15 protein-coding genes and 1 pseudogene are annotated in these 15,916 nt (G+C 71.8%); 9 read left to right on the top strand and 7 right to left on the bottom strand.

Features of this window, described 5'->3' with window-relative positions; translation table 11 throughout:
• A pseudogene (locus tag ACFXKG_RS40530) lies at nt 1-183 on the bottom strand (hypothetical protein); the annotation flags it as partial.
• 333 nt (nt 184-516) lie between these two features.
• Between ACFXKG_RS40530 and ACFXKG_RS40525 the strand changes: the two are divergent.
• The 3 genes from ACFXKG_RS40525 to ACFXKG_RS40515 all read left to right on the top strand — a co-directional run bounded on the left by ACFXKG_RS40525 (nt 517) and on the right by ACFXKG_RS40515 (nt 2,104).
• Complete coding sequence (locus ACFXKG_RS40525) at nt 517-981, top strand: helix-turn-helix domain-containing protein (protein WP_384850428.1); 465 nt, start codon at nt 517-519, stop codon at nt 979-981.
• 18 nt (nt 982-999) lie between these two features.
• Nucleotides 1,000-1,593, top strand: coding sequence for a hypothetical protein (locus ACFXKG_RS40520; protein ID WP_384850425.1), 594 nt, complete (start codon nt 1,000-1,002; stop codon nt 1,591-1,593).
• Nucleotides 1,594-1,765: 172 nt separating this feature from the next.
• Nucleotides 1,766-2,104: a DUF2516 family protein gene (locus ACFXKG_RS40515; protein WP_384850434.1), complete on the top strand. Its 339-nt coding sequence runs from the start codon at nt 1,766-1,768 to the stop codon at nt 2,102-2,104.
• Nucleotides 2,105-2,149: 45 nt separating this feature from the next.
• On the opposite strand, the gene ACFXKG_RS40510 is transcribed toward ACFXKG_RS40515, so the two are convergent.
• From ACFXKG_RS40510 to ACFXKG_RS40500, 3 genes are all read right to left on the bottom strand, one after another.
• A complete protein-coding gene (locus ACFXKG_RS40510) occupies nt 2,150-3,463 on the bottom strand; it encodes a PP2C family protein-serine/threonine phosphatase (protein ID WP_384850422.1) in 1,314 nt (437 codons plus the stop codon).
• Between the two features lie 301 nt (nt 3,464-3,764).
• Nucleotides 3,765-4,940, bottom strand: a complete 1,176-nt coding sequence (locus tag ACFXKG_RS40505) for a C40 family peptidase (RefSeq protein ID WP_384850419.1) — start codon at nt 4,938-4,940, stop codon at nt 3,765-3,767.
• 185 nt (nt 4,941-5,125) lie between these two features.
• The gene (locus tag ACFXKG_RS40500; RefSeq protein WP_384850431.1) at nt 5,126-5,869 is read right to left on the bottom strand and encodes a class I SAM-dependent methyltransferase; all 744 of its coding nucleotides are present in this window, start codon (nt 5,867-5,869) and stop codon (nt 5,126-5,128) included.
• A gap of 352 nt (nt 5,870-6,221) precedes the next feature.
• Between ACFXKG_RS40500 and mshA the strand changes: the two genes are divergently transcribed.
• From mshA to ACFXKG_RS40485, 3 genes are all read left to right on the top strand, one after another.
• Entirely contained in the window at nt 6,222-7,580 is a 1,359-nt protein-coding gene (gene mshA, locus ACFXKG_RS40495) for a D-inositol-3-phosphate glycosyltransferase (RefSeq protein WP_384850415.1), read from the top strand.
• A 19-nt stretch (nt 7,581-7,599) separates the two neighbouring features.
• A complete protein-coding gene (locus ACFXKG_RS40490) occupies nt 7,600-8,103 on the top strand; it encodes a YbjN domain-containing protein (protein WP_384850412.1) in 504 nt (167 codons plus the stop codon).
• 131 nt (nt 8,104-8,234) lie between these two features.
• Nucleotides 8,235-9,917: a N,N-dimethylformamidase beta subunit family domain-containing protein gene (locus tag ACFXKG_RS40485; protein WP_384850409.1), complete on the top strand. Its 1,683-nt coding sequence runs from the start codon at nt 8,235-8,237 to the stop codon at nt 9,915-9,917.
• A gap of 29 nt (nt 9,918-9,946) precedes the next feature.
• On the opposite strand, the gene ACFXKG_RS40480 is transcribed toward ACFXKG_RS40485, so the two are convergent.
• Nucleotides 9,947-11,302, bottom strand: a complete 1,356-nt coding sequence (locus ACFXKG_RS40480; RefSeq protein WP_384850406.1) for an MDR family MFS transporter — start codon at nt 11,300-11,302, stop codon at nt 9,947-9,949.
• 303 nt (nt 11,303-11,605) lie between these two features.
• Here ACFXKG_RS40480 and ACFXKG_RS40475 point away from each other — a divergent pair, with 303 nt between their 5' ends.
• Complete coding sequence (locus tag ACFXKG_RS40475; RefSeq protein WP_384850403.1) at nt 11,606-12,364, top strand: phosphoglyceromutase; 759 nt, start codon at nt 11,606-11,608, stop codon at nt 12,362-12,364.
• Between the two features lie 162 nt (nt 12,365-12,526).
• Here the strand turns inward: ACFXKG_RS40475 and ACFXKG_RS40470 are convergent, their stop codons facing one another.
• Together ACFXKG_RS40470 and phoU are read right to left on the bottom strand one after the other, a co-directional pair.
• The gene (locus ACFXKG_RS40470; protein ID WP_382895040.1) at nt 12,527-12,685 is read right to left on the bottom strand and encodes a hypothetical protein; all 159 of its coding nucleotides are present in this window, start codon (nt 12,683-12,685) and stop codon (nt 12,527-12,529) included.
• 165 nt (nt 12,686-12,850) lie between these two features.
• Nucleotides 12,851-13,531, bottom strand: coding sequence for a phosphate signaling complex protein PhoU (phoU, locus tag ACFXKG_RS40465; RefSeq protein ID WP_384850400.1), 681 nt, complete (start codon nt 13,529-13,531; stop codon nt 12,851-12,853).
• 197 nt (nt 13,532-13,728) lie between these two features.
• On the opposite strand from phoU, the gene ACFXKG_RS40460 reads away from it, so the two are divergent.
• Both ACFXKG_RS40460 and ACFXKG_RS40455 read left to right on the top strand, forming a co-directional pair.
• A complete protein-coding gene (locus ACFXKG_RS40460; RefSeq protein ID WP_384850397.1) occupies nt 13,729-15,111 on the top strand; it encodes a sensor histidine kinase in 1,383 nt (460 codons plus the stop codon).
• A complete protein-coding gene (locus ACFXKG_RS40455; protein ID WP_046498012.1) occupies nt 15,108-15,788 on the top strand; it encodes a response regulator transcription factor in 681 nt (226 codons plus the stop codon). The genes ACFXKG_RS40460 and ACFXKG_RS40455 overlap by 4 nt, the downstream gene beginning before the upstream one ends.
• Nucleotides 15,789-15,916 lie beyond the last annotated feature (128 nt).

Raw genomic sequence — 15,916 nt, 5'->3', positions numbered from 1 at the left:
CACAACCGAGAGCCAGAAGAGCTTGTCGCCGTAGTCCACGCCGGCCTCCCCCGTCCGATGGCGAACGATCAGCCTACTCGTCGCGGGCCGGCAGGTCCGGGTTGGCCAGAGCGGCCGCAGGTGATCGCGTTCCAGCCAGCGGCCGGTCGCCTGCTTGGAACGTCGTGAATAGGCAGTCTTCAAGGGCTACGGCTCGGACGCGAGAAGCCGTACGAGCGGCTATGCCGCTTGTCTGCCGGACGCGGGGTTACGCGCACCTTGCGCAGGCTTACGACAGGGCGTGGCCGTGCCGACTTGACCGACGCAGGGCATCCCTTGGTCACAGGTGTCTTGCTCGGATGGCGACCATCCTGGGCGGCCGCAGCCGCAGCCGCTGGTCGACTGGGGGCGGTTGGTGACAGATGCCCCTGCGAAGTGACAGTTGCCGCTGCGAGTCACATCCGTCCGTGCAGTGGCGCCGCACACTTTTGCAAGCACTTGCTTGCAAAAGTTAGCAAGGCGACGCACCATGGGGTCATGGCATCACTCAACGTCGGCAATCTCGGTGAGTACCTGCGTGAGCAGCGCCGCAACGCGCAGCTCTCGTTGCGGCAGCTCGCCGATGCCGCCGGGGTGTCGAATCCGTATCTGAGCCAGATCGAGCGCGGGCTGCGCAAGCCGAGCGCGGACATCCTGCAGCAGCTCGCCAAGGCGCTGCGGATCTCCGCGGAAACGCTGTACGTACAGGCCGGGATGCTGGACGAGCGGGAGCGCGAGGAGCTGGAGACGCGTGCCGTCATCCTCGCCGATCCCTCGATCAACGAGCGGCAGAAGCAGGTGCTGCTCCAGATCTACGACTCGTTCCGCAAGGAGAACGCCCTCGACACGGAGGCGCCGGAATCGGATTCGGAACCGGCCGCGGGTCCGGCCTCGGCGTCGGACTCGGGACGGGCCGCCCGTGCGGACGGCGGCAGTGGTGTCACCCACCCTCACACTGATTGATCCGGGAGGACCCAAGTCATGGCCATCACTGATGACCTGCGTAAGACCTTCAGCGACCCGAAGCCCCTCTACTTCGCGGCCGGCACCGCCGATCTCGCCGTGGAGCAGGCCAAGAAGGTGCCCGGTCTGATCGAGCAGATCAGGGCCGAGGCGCCGGGGCGGATCGAGGCCGTGCGGAACTCGGACCCCAAGGCCGTCCAGGAGAAGGTCGCCGGTCAGGCCAAGGAGGCCCAGGCGACCGTCCAGGCCAAGGTCACCGAGGTGATCGGTTCGCTCGACACCGATCTGCGGAAGCTGGGCGAGACGGCTCAGGACCTGGCGCTGCGGGGCGTGGGCGTGGCCGCGGAGTACGCGGTCAAGGCGCGCGAGACGTACGAGAAGGTCGCGGAGCGCGGCGAGCAGAGCGTACGGGCGTGGCGCGGCGACGCGGCGGACGAGATCACCGAGATCGCCGTCGTCGTCGAGCCGGAGCCCGTGGCCAAGGCCGTGCCCGCGGCCGGGGCCGAGGCCAGGACGGAGGCCAAGGCCGATGCCAAGGCCAAGCCCGCCGCCAAGAAGTCCGCGCCGCGCAAGCCTGCCGCGAAGAAGGCCACGCCCCCCTCCGCCGAGTAGGGCTGCCGGGGGCAGCAGGCAGGACAAGGGGCCGGGTGTGCCCGGCCGGGGGTACGGGACCGGTCGGGCCGGGCACCTCGCGGGTGTCCGGCTCGTTGTCCGGGTACCTTCGACGTTACGGATCGGCGCACGGACCGCAAGGCGTCCCACCCACTGTTAGGCGGTGCTCAGCATGTTGCTCTCGGCATTCGGTTCTGTTCTGTGGCTGCTCAATATGGCCATGCTCGTCCTCGCCGTCGTCGCGCTGTTTCTCTCCGCGACGACCCGCGAGGACGCCTACCGGGCGGCGGACAAGCAGACCAAGAAGTTCTGGCTGATCATTCTCGGTGTCACGGTCGCCGTGAACCTCTTCGTGCCGATGCTGTTCCTGCAGATCGCCGGGCTCGTCGCCACGATCGTCTTCATGGTCGACGTACGCCCTGCCACCCAGCAGATCTCCGGCGGTGGCGGCGGTCGGCGCGGCGGTTCCAGCAGCGACGGCCCTTACGGTCCGTACAACGGCGGGCGCTGATCCGCGGCGGCCGAGCGCGGCGGCCCGGAAAGAAGCGCGCGGGGCTCAGGCGCCGCGGCCCAGCAGCAGTACCGCCACGTCGTCGGTCAGCTCGCCGCCGTTCAGTTCGCGCACCCGGGCGACGGCCGCGGCCAGCAGGTCGTCGCCGCGCAGCCCCGCGTCGAGCTGGGCGTTGATCATCTCGACCATGCCCTCCTCGCCCAGCCGCTGCTTGAGCCCCGGGCCCGCCCGGCCCTCTATCAGCCCGTCCGTGTACATCATCAGGTTCCAGCTCCCGCCCAGCTCCACCTGCCGCCGGGGCCAGCGGGCCCGGGGCAGCAGGCCCAGCGCCGGGCCGCCCTCCTCGTACGGGAGGAGCCGCGCCGCCCGGCCCTTGCGGGTGACCAGCGGCGACGGGTGGCCGGCCAGGCACATTCCGGCGCGCCGCCCGTCCGGCGAGATGTCGACCGTGCAGAGCGTCGCGAAGATCTCCTCGCTCTCCCGCTCGTGCTCCAGCACCTGCTGGAGCGTCGAGAGCAGCCGGTCGCCGCAGAGCCCCGCCAGCGTCAGCGCCCGCCACGCGATACGCAGCTCCACGCCGAGCGCCGCCTCGTCGGGGCCGTGTCCGCAGACGTCGCCGATCATCGCGTGGACCGTGCCGTCCGGCGTACGGACCGTGTCGTAGAAGTCCCCGCCCAGCAGCGCGCGGGAGCGGCCGGGGCGGTAGCGGGCCGAGAAGCGCAGCTCCGACCCCTGGAGCAGTGGAGTGGGCAGCAGACCGCGCTCCAGCCGGGCGTTCTCCTGGGCGCGCAGCCGGGATTCGGTGAGCTGGCGCTGGGCGATGTCCGCGCGCTTGCGCTCGACGGCGTACCGGATGGCGCGGCTCAGCAGCCGTCCGTCCAGCTCGTCGCGGAAGAGGTAGTCCTGCGCGCCGACCCGCACGGCGGCCGCCGCCCGTTCCCCGTCGCCCTCCGCCGCCAGCGCGAGCACCGCGTGGCGCGGGGCCAGCCGCAGGACGTGCTTCAGGGGGCCCAGTCCGTCGCCGTCGGCCGCGCCGGGGAGCGCGAGATCCACCAGGATGCAGTCGATGTCGTCCGTGAGCAGCCGCTCGGCCTCGGTGAGGTTGCGGGCGCTGCGGATCCGGACACGCGTACCCGCCCCCTCCGGCAGTTCCGGGGTGGCGAAAGTGCCCGCCGGGTCGTCCTCGATCACCAGCAGCGTGAGGGTGCCGCCGGCGGCGGACTCGGGGACGGGCCCCGTGGCGGACGCCGCGACGGCGCTCGCGCCGGCCGCGGTGGTGGCGGTGGTCGTGGTGCCCGTGCCGGCGGCTGAAGAACCTGTGCGCTGCCGCGGTACGGGTACAGGTGCGGGTACGGACATCGGTCTGGGTTTCCTTCCCTCCCCCTGAGGGCGCGGTGGAGCGACGATCGACGCTTCACCAGACGGGGACCATAGCGTTTGCCGCCGCCCCGGCGGAATGGCGTACGGACCGGGCCACACCGCCATATGCCGCTTCCCGTAACGCATCCGGCGCTATTCGGCGCCAGGGGCCCATGACAAACATCACGTGCGTATGCGCGTGTCATTCCGGATAAACATGGAACGCGTCACACAAGTCACATACGCCTCATGGGCGTCGGATCTCGGCGTACCGATCGTGCGGCCGGGGCCGCGGGTGGCCCTATGCGTCCGGGCGGACGACCCCGAGTATGCGCATCGACCCCGCGCCCGTGACCGTCACATGCCTGCCCGGCCGCGGGGAGTGCACGATCTTGCCGTTGCCTATGTACATCCCCACGTGGCTCGCGTCCTGGAAGTAGATGATCAGGTCGCCGGGCCGCATGTCCTTGACGTCGACGCGAGGCAGCAGCCGCCACTGCTCCTGCGAGGTGCGCGGGATGGGCCGTCCGCCCGCCGCCCACGCCTTCAGGGTCAGCCCCGAGCAGTCGTACGAGCCCGGGCCCTCCGCGCCCCAGACGTACGGTTTGCCGATCTGCGCCGTCGCGAACTCGATCGCCTTCCTGCCCTGCGCGCTCGCGGTCCGGTTGATCTCCTGGAGCGCCCCGGAGCCGAGCCATGCCGACTGGGCCGTGGCCGCCGCGTCCTTCTCCAGCTGTGCCAGCCGGGTGCGGTCCTTCTCCGCCAGGCTCGACTCCAGCTTCTCGGCGGCGGCGATCTGCTTCGTGATCTCCTTCTTCGCCTTCTCCTTCTTGGCGCGGTTGGCCTCCAGCTCCTGCCACCGCGTCCCCGCGTCCGCGGTGTAGGTCTTCAAGTCCTCCTGCGTCCTGGAGAGTTCGGCGATGAGGTCCCGGGTGGCCTTCTGGCCCTGCCGGGCCCGCCCCACGCCGTCCAGGAAGAGCTGCGGGTCGCCGGTGAGCATCAGCTCCGCCTCCGGCGGCAGCCCACCGCCCCGGTACTGCGCCCGCGCGGCGGCGCCGGCCTGCTTCTTGAGGGCGTCGAGCCGCACCTGCCCCTTGACGATGTCCTCCGTCAGCCCGACCACTTCCGCCGACTGCTTCTTCGCGCGTTCGTCGGCGAGGTTGTACGCGTCGGTGGCGGAGGCGGCCTTCCGGTACAGCGCCTCGATCTCCTTGCGCACGTCGTCCAGGGAGGGCGCGGCACTGCCCGACGGGGCGATGTCCGACTGCGAGACACCCGGCGGCAGTTCGACCGGCGGCGGCGCGACGGCGGACGGCGACGAGGTCGGCCCGGGAACGCCAGGAGCGCCGGGGGCGGCGGGCGACGCGGGGGCCGCGTACGCCTGGCTCAACAGGCCGGCGCCCGGCGCGGACAGCACGGCGAACGCGCAGACCAGGGTGATCGCGGCAGAGACGCGGCCATGTCGCCGTCGGTTCACAAGCTCCCCCTCCAGACCAACCGCACAGCACACACATCTGATTTACCGTCAGTAACGTCTCGTCACAGCGAGATCGTGCCATGTCCGCCGCCAAAACGACAGAGGTCCCACTCCCCGCAGGTGAGACGAACGGACACGCACAGACGTTCCCCCAGCCCCTGTCGTGTCCCGGACTCCCTCGCGGCTCACCGGCCGCGGCCGGTGCCGGAGCCCGGTGCGAGCGCCGCCCACTCCACCGTCATCTCGCCCTGCCGCCAGCGGCGCGCGTCGTCCGTCAGCGGCCAGTCGGCCGACAGGTCCCGTACGGCCCTGATCCAGCGCTGCCGGGCGCCGAGCGAGGCGTACGGGGCCGCCGCGGCCCACGCCCGGTCGAAATCGCGCAGGAAGGCGTGGACCGGCTCGCCCGGCACATTGCGGTGGATCAGCGCCTTCGGCAGCCGCTCCGCGAGATCGGAGGGGCGGCCGAGCGAGCCGAGCCGCGTCGCGAACGTGACCGTCCGCGGCCCCTTCGGACCCAGCGCCACCCATACATGGCGCCGCCCGATCTCGTCGCACGTCCCCTCCACCAGCAGCCCGCCCGGCGCGAGGCGCGCGCACAGCAGGTCCCACACCGCGGCGACCTCGGTCTCGTCGTACTGACGCAGGACGTTCGCCGCCCGGATCAGCACCGGCCGCCGGCCGCCGGGGAGCGGGACCTCGAAGCCGCCGTGCCGGAAGCGGAGCCCGTCCCTCTCGTACGGGAGCGCCGCGGCGACCCGCGCCGGCTCGATCTCGATGCCGACGACCTCGGCGCGCGGATCCGCCGTACGCAGCCGCCGCAGCAGCTCGACGGCGGTCCAGGGGGCGGCGCCGTACCCCAGGTCCACCACCACCGGATCGGCGGAACGGCGCAGCGCCGGGCCGTGGACGGCGGTGATCCAGCGGTCCATGCGGCGCAGCCGGTTCTGGTGGGTGGTGCCACGGGTCACGGCACCCACCGGCCGCGTCGAGCCCGTCGGCCGTGGCGAGCCCGTCGAGCGCGCCGGGCCCGTCGAGCGCGCCGGGCCCGGGCGGCCGCCCACTGAGGGGGACGAAGGGGACAGGTGCTGCGCCATACGGGTGAGCGTATCCAGATCGGGCACCGGCGCGCGGGTTGATCCGTTGTCGGTAATGATTTGGCAAAACGGAAATGAAGGGGGTGCGTTCCACTGTTGACGGCCTTCGGAGGGTTCCCCACGCCCTCTCTTTGTCATGTTCCACCGCATGTCTTTCGGCATGTTTGCCTGCGAGAGGACCCTGGACGTGAGCCAGTACGTGTCCCGAATCGCCAACACTTTCGCAGGTCAGTCCAGGCAGCCCCGGCTGCGGCGCCTCCCGGGACCACACCGCGGGCCGCGCCGGATAGCCATGCTCAGCGTCCACACCTCGCCGCTGCACCAGCCCGGGACGGGCGACGCGGGCGGGATGAACGTCTACATCGTCGAGCTGGCGAAGCGCCTCGCCGCGATCGACATCGAGGTGGAGATCTTCACGCGGGCCACGACCGGCGGCCTGGAGCCGTCGGTGGAGCTCGCGCCCGGTGTGCTCGTCCGCCACGTGGACGCCGGCCCGTACGAGGGACTGGCCAAGGAGGAGCTGCCCGCGCAGCTCTGTGCCTTCACGCACGGTGTGATGCAGGCCTGGGCGGGCCAGCGCCCCGGTTACTACGACCTGGTCCACTCGCACTACTGGCTCTCCGGACACGTCGGCTGGCTGGCCTCCGAGCGGTGGGGCGTCCCGCTGGTCCACGCCATGCACACGATGGCGAAGGTGAAGAACGCCGCCCTGGCGGAGGGCGACCGGCCCGAGCCCGCGGCCCGGGTCATCGGCGAGACCCAGATCGTGCGCGCCGCCGACCGGCTGATCGCCAACACCGCGGAGGAGGCCGACGACCTGGTCCGCTTCTACGAGGCGGAGCCGGACAAGGCCGCGATCGTCCACCCCGGGGTGAATCTGGAGTGTTTCTGTCCGTCGGACGGACGCGCCGCCGCCCGCCGTCGGCTGGGGCTGCCCCAGGACGCGTTCGTCCCCCTCTTCGCCGGCCGTATCCAGCCGTTGAAGGCCCCCGACGTGCTGCTGCGCGCCGTGGCCGTTCTCCTGGAGCGGGACCCCTCGCTCCGCCGCAAGCTGGTCGTGCCGGTCGTCGGCGGCCCGAGCGGCAGTGGTTTGGCCAAGCCGGAAGGACTCCAGAAACTCGCGGCGCGGCTGGGCATCGCCGATGTCGTACGGTTCCGGCCGCCGGTCGGTCAGGCGCTGCTGGCGGACTGGTTCCGTGCGGCCTCGGTGCTGGTCATGCCCTCGCACAGCGAATCCTTCGGCCTGGTCGCCATAGAGGCCCAGGCGGCGGGCACCCCCGTGGTGGCCGCGGCGGTGGGCGGCCTCCCGGTGGCGGTGCGGGACGGGGAGACCGGCTTTCTGGTCCCCGGCCACGAACCGGCGGCGTACGCGACGGCCCTGCGGCGTTTCCTCGACGCCCCGGAGCTGGTCGACCGGATGGGCGCGGCGGCCGCGCGCCACGCCCAGTCCTTCGGCTGGGACACCGCGGCGGCGGCGACGGCGGACGTGTACACGGCGGCGGTCCAGGACCACCGGCGCCACGGCCGCCCCCAGCAGCGCGGCTGACCTGTCGTAGGCTCGGCTCATGGCTGAGGTCGATGTCGTACAGCGTGCCGGGCGGATCGTCGAACAGGCGCTGAACGGCGCCGAGCTGGAGTGGGAGAGCCCCGAGCCCGGCTCGTACGTCGTCTCCCTCCCCGGCACCCGCAAGCTCTCCACGACCTGCGCGCTCCGCGTCGGCCGGCACGCGCTCTCCGTCACCGCGTTCGTGATCCGCCACCCGGACGAGAACGAGGAGGGCGTCCTGCGCTGGCTGCTGGAGCGCAACCTCAAGCTGTACGGGGTGAGTTACGCGGTCGACGCCCTCGGCGACATCTACCTCACGGGCAAGTTCCCGCTGGCGGCGGTCAGCGAGGACGAGATCGACCGGCTGCTCGGCTCGGTGCTGGAGGCGGCGGACGGCTCCTTCAACACCCTGCTGGAGCTGGGGTTCGCGAGCGCGATCCGCAAGGAGTACGCGTGGCGGACCTCGCGCGGCGAGTCCACGCGGAACCTGGACGCGTTCGCGCATCTGACCCGGCCCGCGTAACGCCTCGCTGCCCGTCGCCGTACGCCCGTCGCCGTACGCCCGTCGCCCGAGGCCCGTCGCCGTACGGCCGTACCGCCGCGTACGGCCGTACCGGAGGTGCGGGGTGCCCGGCCCCGGGCGACGATGCGGCCATGGGAGACATATCGGAGCGGAGGGGCCGGCTCGACCGCCGACGCTTCCTCGGGGTGGCCGCCGCCGGAGCCGCCGGTCTCGCGGTGGGCGTGGTGGCGGCCTGCGACACCGCCCCCACCGGTACGGATACGGGCACGGCCGAGGAGCCGGCGCGAACGGGCACCGGCACTCCCCACCCCGCCGACGCCGCCGAACGCTCCCGCCCCGGCAGCCCCGACTGGCGCATCCGTTCCCAGGGCCCGCCCGACGCGGTCCTCGGCTACACCGACCGGGTGAGCGTCCTGCCGGGGGAGGAGTTCGGCCTGCACGTCTCGACGACCGCACCCGCCTTCCGCGTCTCGGCGTACCGCGTCGGCTGGTACGGCGGCGCCCAGGCCCGGCTGGTCTGGCACTCGGAGCGGATACCGGGCCGGGCCCAGCGCGGCCCGCGCGACGCGCGCCTGGTGCGCGCCACCCAGACCGTGCGCGCCGACTGGGACCGTACGCTCACCGTCCGCGCGGCCGGCTGGCCCGAAGGCGCGTACCTGCTCCGGCTGGACGCGGAGAACGGCCACCAGCGGTACGTCCCGCTGATCGTCCGCTCGTCGGCCGGCGCGGGCCGGACCGTACTGGCCCACGCCCCCGCGACCTGGCAGGCGTACAACCTGTGGGGCGGCCGGAGCCTCTACGAAGGCCCGAACGGCAGGTACGGGGCCCGCTCGCTGGCCGTCAGCTTCGACCGGCCGTACGACAAGAACGGCGCCGAGAAGTTCCTCGTCTACGAGCGCGCGGCGGTCGTCCTCGCCGAACGCCTCGGCCTCCCGCTCGCGTACACGACGGGCCCGGACATCCACGCGGACCCGGCCGTCCTGCGGGGCGCGGCGGCGCTGGTCTCGCTCGGCCACGACGAGTACTGGACCCCGGAGCAGCGGTGGCACTTCACCCGGGCGCGTGACGCCGGGACCAATCTGGTCTTCCTCGGCGCGAACACCTGCTACCGCCGGATCCGGCTGGAGGGCCCGAAGGGCCTGGCGGGACCACAGAGACATAGGGAACCGGACGACGCGATGGGGGCGGACGGAAAGAACCCCGGGAACGCCCGCACGGTCGTCTGCTACAAGACCGACTACGCCAACGACCCGTACCTGGTCCAGCACCGCACCATGGTCACCACCGACTTCCGCCAACCCCCGGCCGCCGACCCCGAGTCCACCCTGACCGGCGTCCTCTACGAGGGCTTCCCCGTGGACGCCCCGTACGTCGTGCACAGCGCGGACCACTGGGTCTTCGAGGGGACGGGGGTACGGCCCGGGGACTCCTTCGCCCATCTGGTCGGGGTGGAGTACGACCGGGTCACCCCGGAGGCGCCCACCCCCTCGCCGCTGGAGATCGTCGCCCACTCCCCGCTGACCTGCAAGGGCCGCAGGAGCCACGCCGACTCCGCGTACTACACGACGCCGAGCGGCGCGGGTGTCTTCGCGTCGGGAACGATGCGCTGGGTCGAGGCACTGATGGCGGGCACCCGCGACAACGGCCGCAACCACGGCCTGGACAGGCGCACCGGCGCCTTCGTCACCCGCACGACCGAGAACGTGCTCCGCGCCTTCGCCCAGGGCCCGGCGGCCCACCACCGACCGGCGCCGAGGGACAACGTACGGACGGTGTACGGGCGAGCCGCGGGCGCGCCGGGTGACAGGGGCTGACGGGGCTACGGGTAACGGAGCTACAAGGGCTACGCGGTCTGCCGTACCGGCGCCTCGGCCCCCGGATCCGCCTTCTCCGCCTGCCCGTTCGCCACTGTCTCCTGCTCCGGCGAGGGCTCCGGAGACTCCTCCTCCGACAGTCCCCGTACCAGCAGCCAGTACCCCAGCCCCGCCGCCGTTCCCAGCAACGCGCACGCGCCCCACAGCCAGTCCGCGCCGAACCGGTCGATCACGAAGCCGGACACGAGCGGGGCGATCAGCGCCGCCGCCGACCAGGACATCGTGTACATCCCCTGGTAACGGCCCCGCCCGTGGAGCGGGGAGAGCCGGGCGACCAGGCCCGTCTGCGTCGGCGCGTTGACGATCTCGGCCAGGGTCCAGACGCAGACCGTCACCGCGTACACCGCGATCGACCCGGCGAACACCGTCAGCCCGAAGCCGTATCCCGCCACGAGCGACGAGACGATCAGGAGGTGGCGCGGGTCGCGGTGCTGGATGAAGCGGGTGACCGGGATCTGCAGGACCACGATCAGCGCGCCGTTCACCGCGATGGCCATGCCGTAGTCGGCGCTGTCGAACCCGTCCGCGCCCATCGCCACCGGCAGCCCCACGTACCCCTGCTGGAAGATCAGCGCCACCAGGAACGACAGCCCGACGACGCTCATGAAACGGCCGTCCCGCAGGACCGTCCCCATCCCCACCTCCGGCCGGACGGCCGCCGTGGCCGCCCGCTCCGTACGCCCGGACCCGGGCTCCGGCCGGGACTCCGGCAGCTTCAGGAAGACCACGACGGCGCAGGCCAGCGTCAGCGCGGCCTCACCCAGGAACCCCGCGAGATAGCTGTACTGCGCGACGAACCCGGCGCCCGCCGCCGAGACCGCGAAGCCCAGATTGATCGCCCAGTAGTTGAGGGAGAACGCCCTCAGCCGGTCCTCGGGCCGGACGATGTCCGCGATCATCGCCTGCACGGCGGGCCGCGACGCGCTCGATGCCATGCCGACCAGGAAGGCCACCGCCGCGATCGCCACCGGGTCCCGCATGAAACCGAGCAGCGCGACCGACACCGCCGTCGACGCCTGCGCGACCAGCATCGTGGGGCGCCGCCCGAGCCGGTCGGTCAGCACCCCGGCGCCGAGCGAGGAGACCACCCCGCCGAGCCCGTGGAGCGAGGCCACCAGGCCCGCGTACGAGGCGGAGTAGCCCCGGTCCAGCGTCAGGTAGAGCGCCATGAAGGTGGCGACGAACGCCCCGAGCCGGTTGACCAGGGTGCTCGTCCACAGCCACCAGAACTCCCGGGGCAGCCCCGAGACGCTCTCCCGCACCGCGCGCCGCAGCCCGGCGACGCGGGCGGCGACCGATGCGGTGACCGACGTGGAGACGGACATTCGGATTTCCCCCCGGGGCAGCGATACGAAGCGACACGAAACATGTGCAGCGATACGAAGCGTGTGAAGCGATACGAAGCATGTGCAGCGATACGAAATGGCGCGGGCGATGTGACGCGAGGTGCCGGTGCCGTGCGCCCCGGCACCGTGCACCCGGCACCGTGACGACCAGGGGAAACGTACGTAAGCGGCCCGCTGCCGCGCCACTCGATTGACGCCCTCCGTCAATCGTCCGCGGGCGCCGGTGCCGCGGTACGAGGCGTCCCCCGAAGCGCACGGAACGGGTCCATTAGGCTTTGGCCCATGGCCGACGCACCGTACAAGCTGATCCTCCTCCGCCACGGCGAGAGCGAATGGAACGCGAAGAACCTGTTCACCGGCTGGGTGGACGTCAACCTCACCGACAAGGGCGAGAAGGAAGCCGTCCGCGGCGGCGAGCTGCTCAAGGACGCCGGCCTGCTGCCCGACGTGCTGCACACATCCCTCCAGAAGCGCGCCATCCGCACCGCGCAGCTCGCGCTGGAGTCCGCGGACCGCCACTGGATCCCCGTCCAGCGCTCCTGGCGCCTGAACGAGCGCCACTACGGCGCGCTCCAGGGCAAGGACAAGGCGCAGACGCTCGCCGAGTTCGGCGAGGAGCAGTTCATGCTCTGGCGCCGTTCGTACGACACCCCGCCGCCCGCGCTGGAGGACGGCACGGAGTTCTCGCAGAGCGACGACCCCCGCTACGCGACGATCCCCGGCGAGCTGCGCCCGCGCACGGAGTGCCTCAAGGACGTTGTGGAGCGGATGCTCCCGTACTGGTACGACGCGATCGTCCCGGACCTGCTCTCCGGCCGTACGGTCCTGATCGCCGCCCACGGCAACAGCCTGCGCGCGCTCGTCAAGCACCTCGACGGGGTCTCGGACGCCGACATCGCGGGCCTGAACATCCCGACCGGCATCCCGCTCGTCTACGAGCTGGACGCCGACTTCCACCCGGTCACCCCGGGCGGCACCTACCTGGACGCGGACGCGGCGGCCGCCGCCATCGAGGCCGTCAAGAACCAGGGCAAGAAGTAGCAGCGGCGGCGGAGACAGCCGCGGCGAAACCGGAGGGCCCCGTCCGGGGAGAACGTACTCACACGTTCGACCGGACGGGGCCCTTCGCATACGTAACGGTGCGTGTCGGCACGTGCGCGTCGGTACGGCGTGCACCGGCCGTCAGCCGTCAGCCGGCCGTCGTCAGCCGCAGTTTCCGCCGCACTGGCACGAGCCGCCCGACTGGCAGCCGCAGCCGCAGCCGGAGCCGCAGCCGCACGCGCCGAGAACGGGCAGACGTACGACGGGGACAGGAGCCGCCGGGGCCTCCTGCCGGGGTGCGGTCGTAGGGGAATCGGCCATGGGATCCTCCTCAAGGCGTGCAGGGGTGTCGCCTGCGCCCATTGCATGCCTGCCGGAGCGGGGACAACAACGGCGCATTCGCGGCGCATCCGCGCAAGCGCGGCGGTAAGCGCCCCTTCCGCGCTCCCCTGCGTCACCTCTGCACGACTATGCGCCCTACGCCCTCTACGCGCCCTCGACCGGGGTGTCCACCGGCTGGATCTCGTCCGCGTGCTCGCCCGTCACCAGGTAGACGACCCGCTTGGCGACCGACACCGCGTGGTCCGCGAACCGCTCGTAGTAGCGGCCCAGCAGCGTCACGTCCACGGCCGTCTCGATGCCGTGCTTCCAGCGGTCGTCCATCAGGTGCTGGAAGAGCGTGCGGTGCAGCAGGTCCATCTCGTCGTCGTCCTGTTCGAGCTGGAGTGCCAGGTCGACGTCCTTGGTGACTATCACCTCGGCGGCCTTCGCCATCAGGCGCTGCGCGAGCTGCCCCATCTCCAGCAGCGTCGCGTGCAGGTCGCGCGGCACGGGCGACTCCGGGAAACGGAGCCTGGCCTGCTTGGCCACGTGCTGGGCGAGGTCGCCGGCGCGCTCCAGGTCGGCGCTCATCCGCAGCGACGTGACCACGATCCGCAGGTCCGTGGCCACCGGCTGCTGCCGTGCCAGCAGCGCGATGGCGCGCGCCTCCAGGTCGTGGTGGAGCGTGTCGACCTTGTCGTCCGCCGCGATCACACTCTCGGCGAGCTTAAGATCGGCGTCGAGCATGGCCGTGGTGGCACGCCCGATGGCGGAACCGACCAGCCGGGCCATCTCGACCAGGTCTTCGCCGATCGAGTCCAGTTCCTCGTGGTACGCGTCCCGCATGGGGTTTGTCCCTCTCTTGACGTTCCTGTGACGTTCTTGTCAGGGCCCTACGCTCCCACGTTCTGTCCGCCACGCGTCGGGCGCCTCCCTCTCAAATGAACCGGCACTTTCTCCTCGGTGAACTCTGGGCGACGAGTGTTCGAGGAGACACCTCGATGGCTGGGAGCATGTCCGTGGCCGCGCATAACCTGGGACACATGGACGTGAACGCGGCAGTCGCCGCATTGGCAGCGATCGCCGGGGTGTGCACCGGCGTGATCGCCATGCTGGCGTTTCGCTGGAGCGAACGCGACCAGGCAAGACCCACCCGCAGCTCGCTGCACACGGATGCCGTACTGCCCCCGGGCGTCGACACCGTGCTCTCGGTGCTGCGCTCCTCGGCGGTCGTGCTCGACGAGAGCGACTCCGTCGTCAAGGCCAGCTCCGCGGCGTACGCGCTCGGCCTGGTCAGGGGAGGCAAGCTCGCCGTCGAGCCCATGCTGGTCATGGCCCGCGACACCCGCAGGGACGGCGAGATACGACAGGTGGAGCTGGACCTCCCTCGGAGGGGCACGGGCCGGGGCGAGGCCCTCGCCGTCTCCGCCCGGGTGGCCCCGCTCGGCTCCCGTCTCGTCCTCCTGCTGGTCGAGGACCTGACGGAAGCCCGCCGTATCGAAGCGGTACGGCGCGATTTCGTGGCGAATGTCAGCCACGAACTGAAGACCCCCACGGGCGCGCTCTCCCTGCTCTCCGAGGCCGTCATGGACGCCTCGGACGACCCCGAGGCGGTCACCCGGTTCGCCGGCCGGATGCAGATCGAGGCGACGCGCCTCACCAATCTGGTCCAGGAGCTGATCGACCTCTCCCGGGTGCAGAACGACGACCCGCTGGAGGACTCGGAGTCGGTACGGGTGGACGAGCTGGTCGCCGAGGCCATCGACCGGTCCCGGCAGCCCGCGTCCACCAAACAGATCACCATGGCCTCGGGCGGCACGGCCGACCTGCGGGTCTGGGGAAACCGCGGCCAGCTGGCCGCCGCGCTCGGCAACCTCGTCGAGAACGCGGTCAACTACTCACCGGCCCGCACCCGCGTCGGCATCGCCGCGCACCGGGTCTCCGCCACCGGCGGGGACCTGATCGAGATAGCCGTGACCGATCAGGGCATAGGTATCTCCGAGAAGGACCGGGAGCGGGTCTTCGAGCGGTTCTACCGCGTCGACCCGGCCCGTTCCCGGGCCACCGGTGGTACGGGCCTCGGCCTGGCCATCGTCAAGCATGTGGCCGCCTCGCACGGCGGGGAGGTCACTGTGTGGAGTTCCGAAGGTCAGGGCTCCACCTTCACCCTGAGGCTGCCCGAGGCGGGCGCCGGACGGGACCGCACACCCACCGGGCAGGACGAAGACGACCGCGCCCCCTACGACACCGTCGCCGACACAGCCGCCGAGGCGGGCCCCGGCACCGGCACCGGCACACACGCCGTCGCCGCCAGGGACACCGGCAACGACACCGACAGCGGTACGGACGACACCGCGACAGACACCAGCCGCAGCCTTCGGCTGGATTCCCCGACCGTGATTCCTGCCCCGGAGGTCCTTCCGTGACCCGAGTGCTCGTCGTCGAGGATGAGGAATCCTTCAGCGACGCCCTGTCCTACATGCTCCGCAAGGAAGGCTTCGAGGTCGCCATCGCGACCACCGGGCCCGCGGGGCTCGACGAGTTCGAACGCAACGGCGCCGACCTCGTCCTCCTCGACCTGATGCTGCCCGGACTGCCGGGCACCGAGGTCTGCCGCCAGCTGCGCGGCAGGTCGAACGTCCCGGTGATCATGGTGACCGCCAAGGACAGCGAGATCGACAAGGTCGTCGGCCTGGAAATAGGAGCCGACGACTACGTGACCAAGCCCTTCTCCTCGCGGGAGCTGGTGGCCCGCATCCGCGCGGTCCTGCGCCGCCGCGGCGAGCCGGAGGAGGTCACCCCGGCGGCCCTGGAGGCCGGCCCGGTCCGGATGGACGTGGACCGTCACGTCGTCACCGTCTCCGGCGGCAAGGTCGACCTCCCGCTCAAGGAGTTCGACCTGCTGGAGATGCTGCTGCGCAACGCGGGCCGGGTGCTGACCCGTATGCAGCTCATCGACCGGGTCTGGGGCGCGGACTACGTGGGGGACACCAAGACCCTCGACGTCCACGTCAAGCGCCTGCGCGCCAAGATCGAGCCGGACCCGGGCGCCCCCCGGTACCTGGTGACGGTGCGGGGACTGGGCTACAAGTTCGAGCCGTAGAAAACCGTGGCCCACGCGTCCCGCGGGGCCACTCGACACGGCTGATACGGCCCGATACGGCGTTGGGGGGGGGGGCGGCCGCCCCCCGCGCGGGCCCCCCCCCAGGGGCCGGCGCGCGCGCCCGCCCG

The organism is Streptomyces sp. NPDC059255, from assembly GCF_042752355.1.
Classification (GTDB): domain Bacteria; phylum Actinomycetota; class Actinomycetes; order Streptomycetales; family Streptomycetaceae; genus Streptomyces.
This window is presented reverse-complemented; position numbering and strand designations above follow the sequence as displayed.

Bases quoted from the DNA above. Each gene is read 5' to 3' on its own strand.
- ACFXKG_RS40525 (WP_384850428.1), top strand. From the start codon at position 517: ATGGCATCACTCAACGTCGGCAATCTCGGTGAGTACCTGCGTGAGCAG.
- ACFXKG_RS40520 (WP_384850425.1), top strand. From the start codon at position 1,000: ATGGCCATCACTGATGACCTGCGTAAGACCTTCAGCGACCCGAAGCCC.
- ACFXKG_RS40515 (WP_384850434.1), top strand. From the start codon at position 1,766: ATGTTGCTCTCGGCATTCGGTTCTGTTCTGTGGCTGCTCAATATGGCC.
- ACFXKG_RS40510 (WP_384850422.1), bottom strand. From the start codon at position 3,463: ATGTCCGTACCCGCACCTGTACCCGTACCGCGGCAGCGCACAGGTTCT.
- ACFXKG_RS40500 (WP_384850431.1), bottom strand. From the start codon at position 5,869: ATGGACCGCTGGATCACCGCCGTCCACGGCCCGGCGCTGCGCCGTTCC.
- ACFXKG_RS40490 (WP_384850412.1), top strand. From the start codon at position 7,600: ATGGCTGAGGTCGATGTCGTACAGCGTGCCGGGCGGATCGTCGAACAG.
- ACFXKG_RS40485 (WP_384850409.1), top strand. From the start codon at position 8,235: ATGGGAGACATATCGGAGCGGAGGGGCCGGCTCGACCGCCGACGCTTC.
- ACFXKG_RS40480 (WP_384850406.1), bottom strand. From the start codon at position 11,302: ATGTCCGTCTCCACGTCGGTCACCGCATCGGTCGCCGCCCGCGTCGCC.
- ACFXKG_RS40475 (WP_384850403.1), top strand. From the start codon at position 11,606: ATGGCCGACGCACCGTACAAGCTGATCCTCCTCCGCCACGGCGAGAGC.
- ACFXKG_RS40470 (WP_382895040.1), bottom strand. From the start codon at position 12,685: ATGGCCGATTCCCCTACGACCGCACCCCGGCAGGAGGCCCCGGCGGCT.
- phoU (WP_384850400.1), bottom strand. From the start codon at position 13,531: ATGCGGGACGCGTACCACGAGGAACTGGACTCGATCGGCGAAGACCTG.
- ACFXKG_RS40460 (WP_384850397.1), top strand. From the start codon at position 13,729: ATGGACGTGAACGCGGCAGTCGCCGCATTGGCAGCGATCGCCGGGGTG.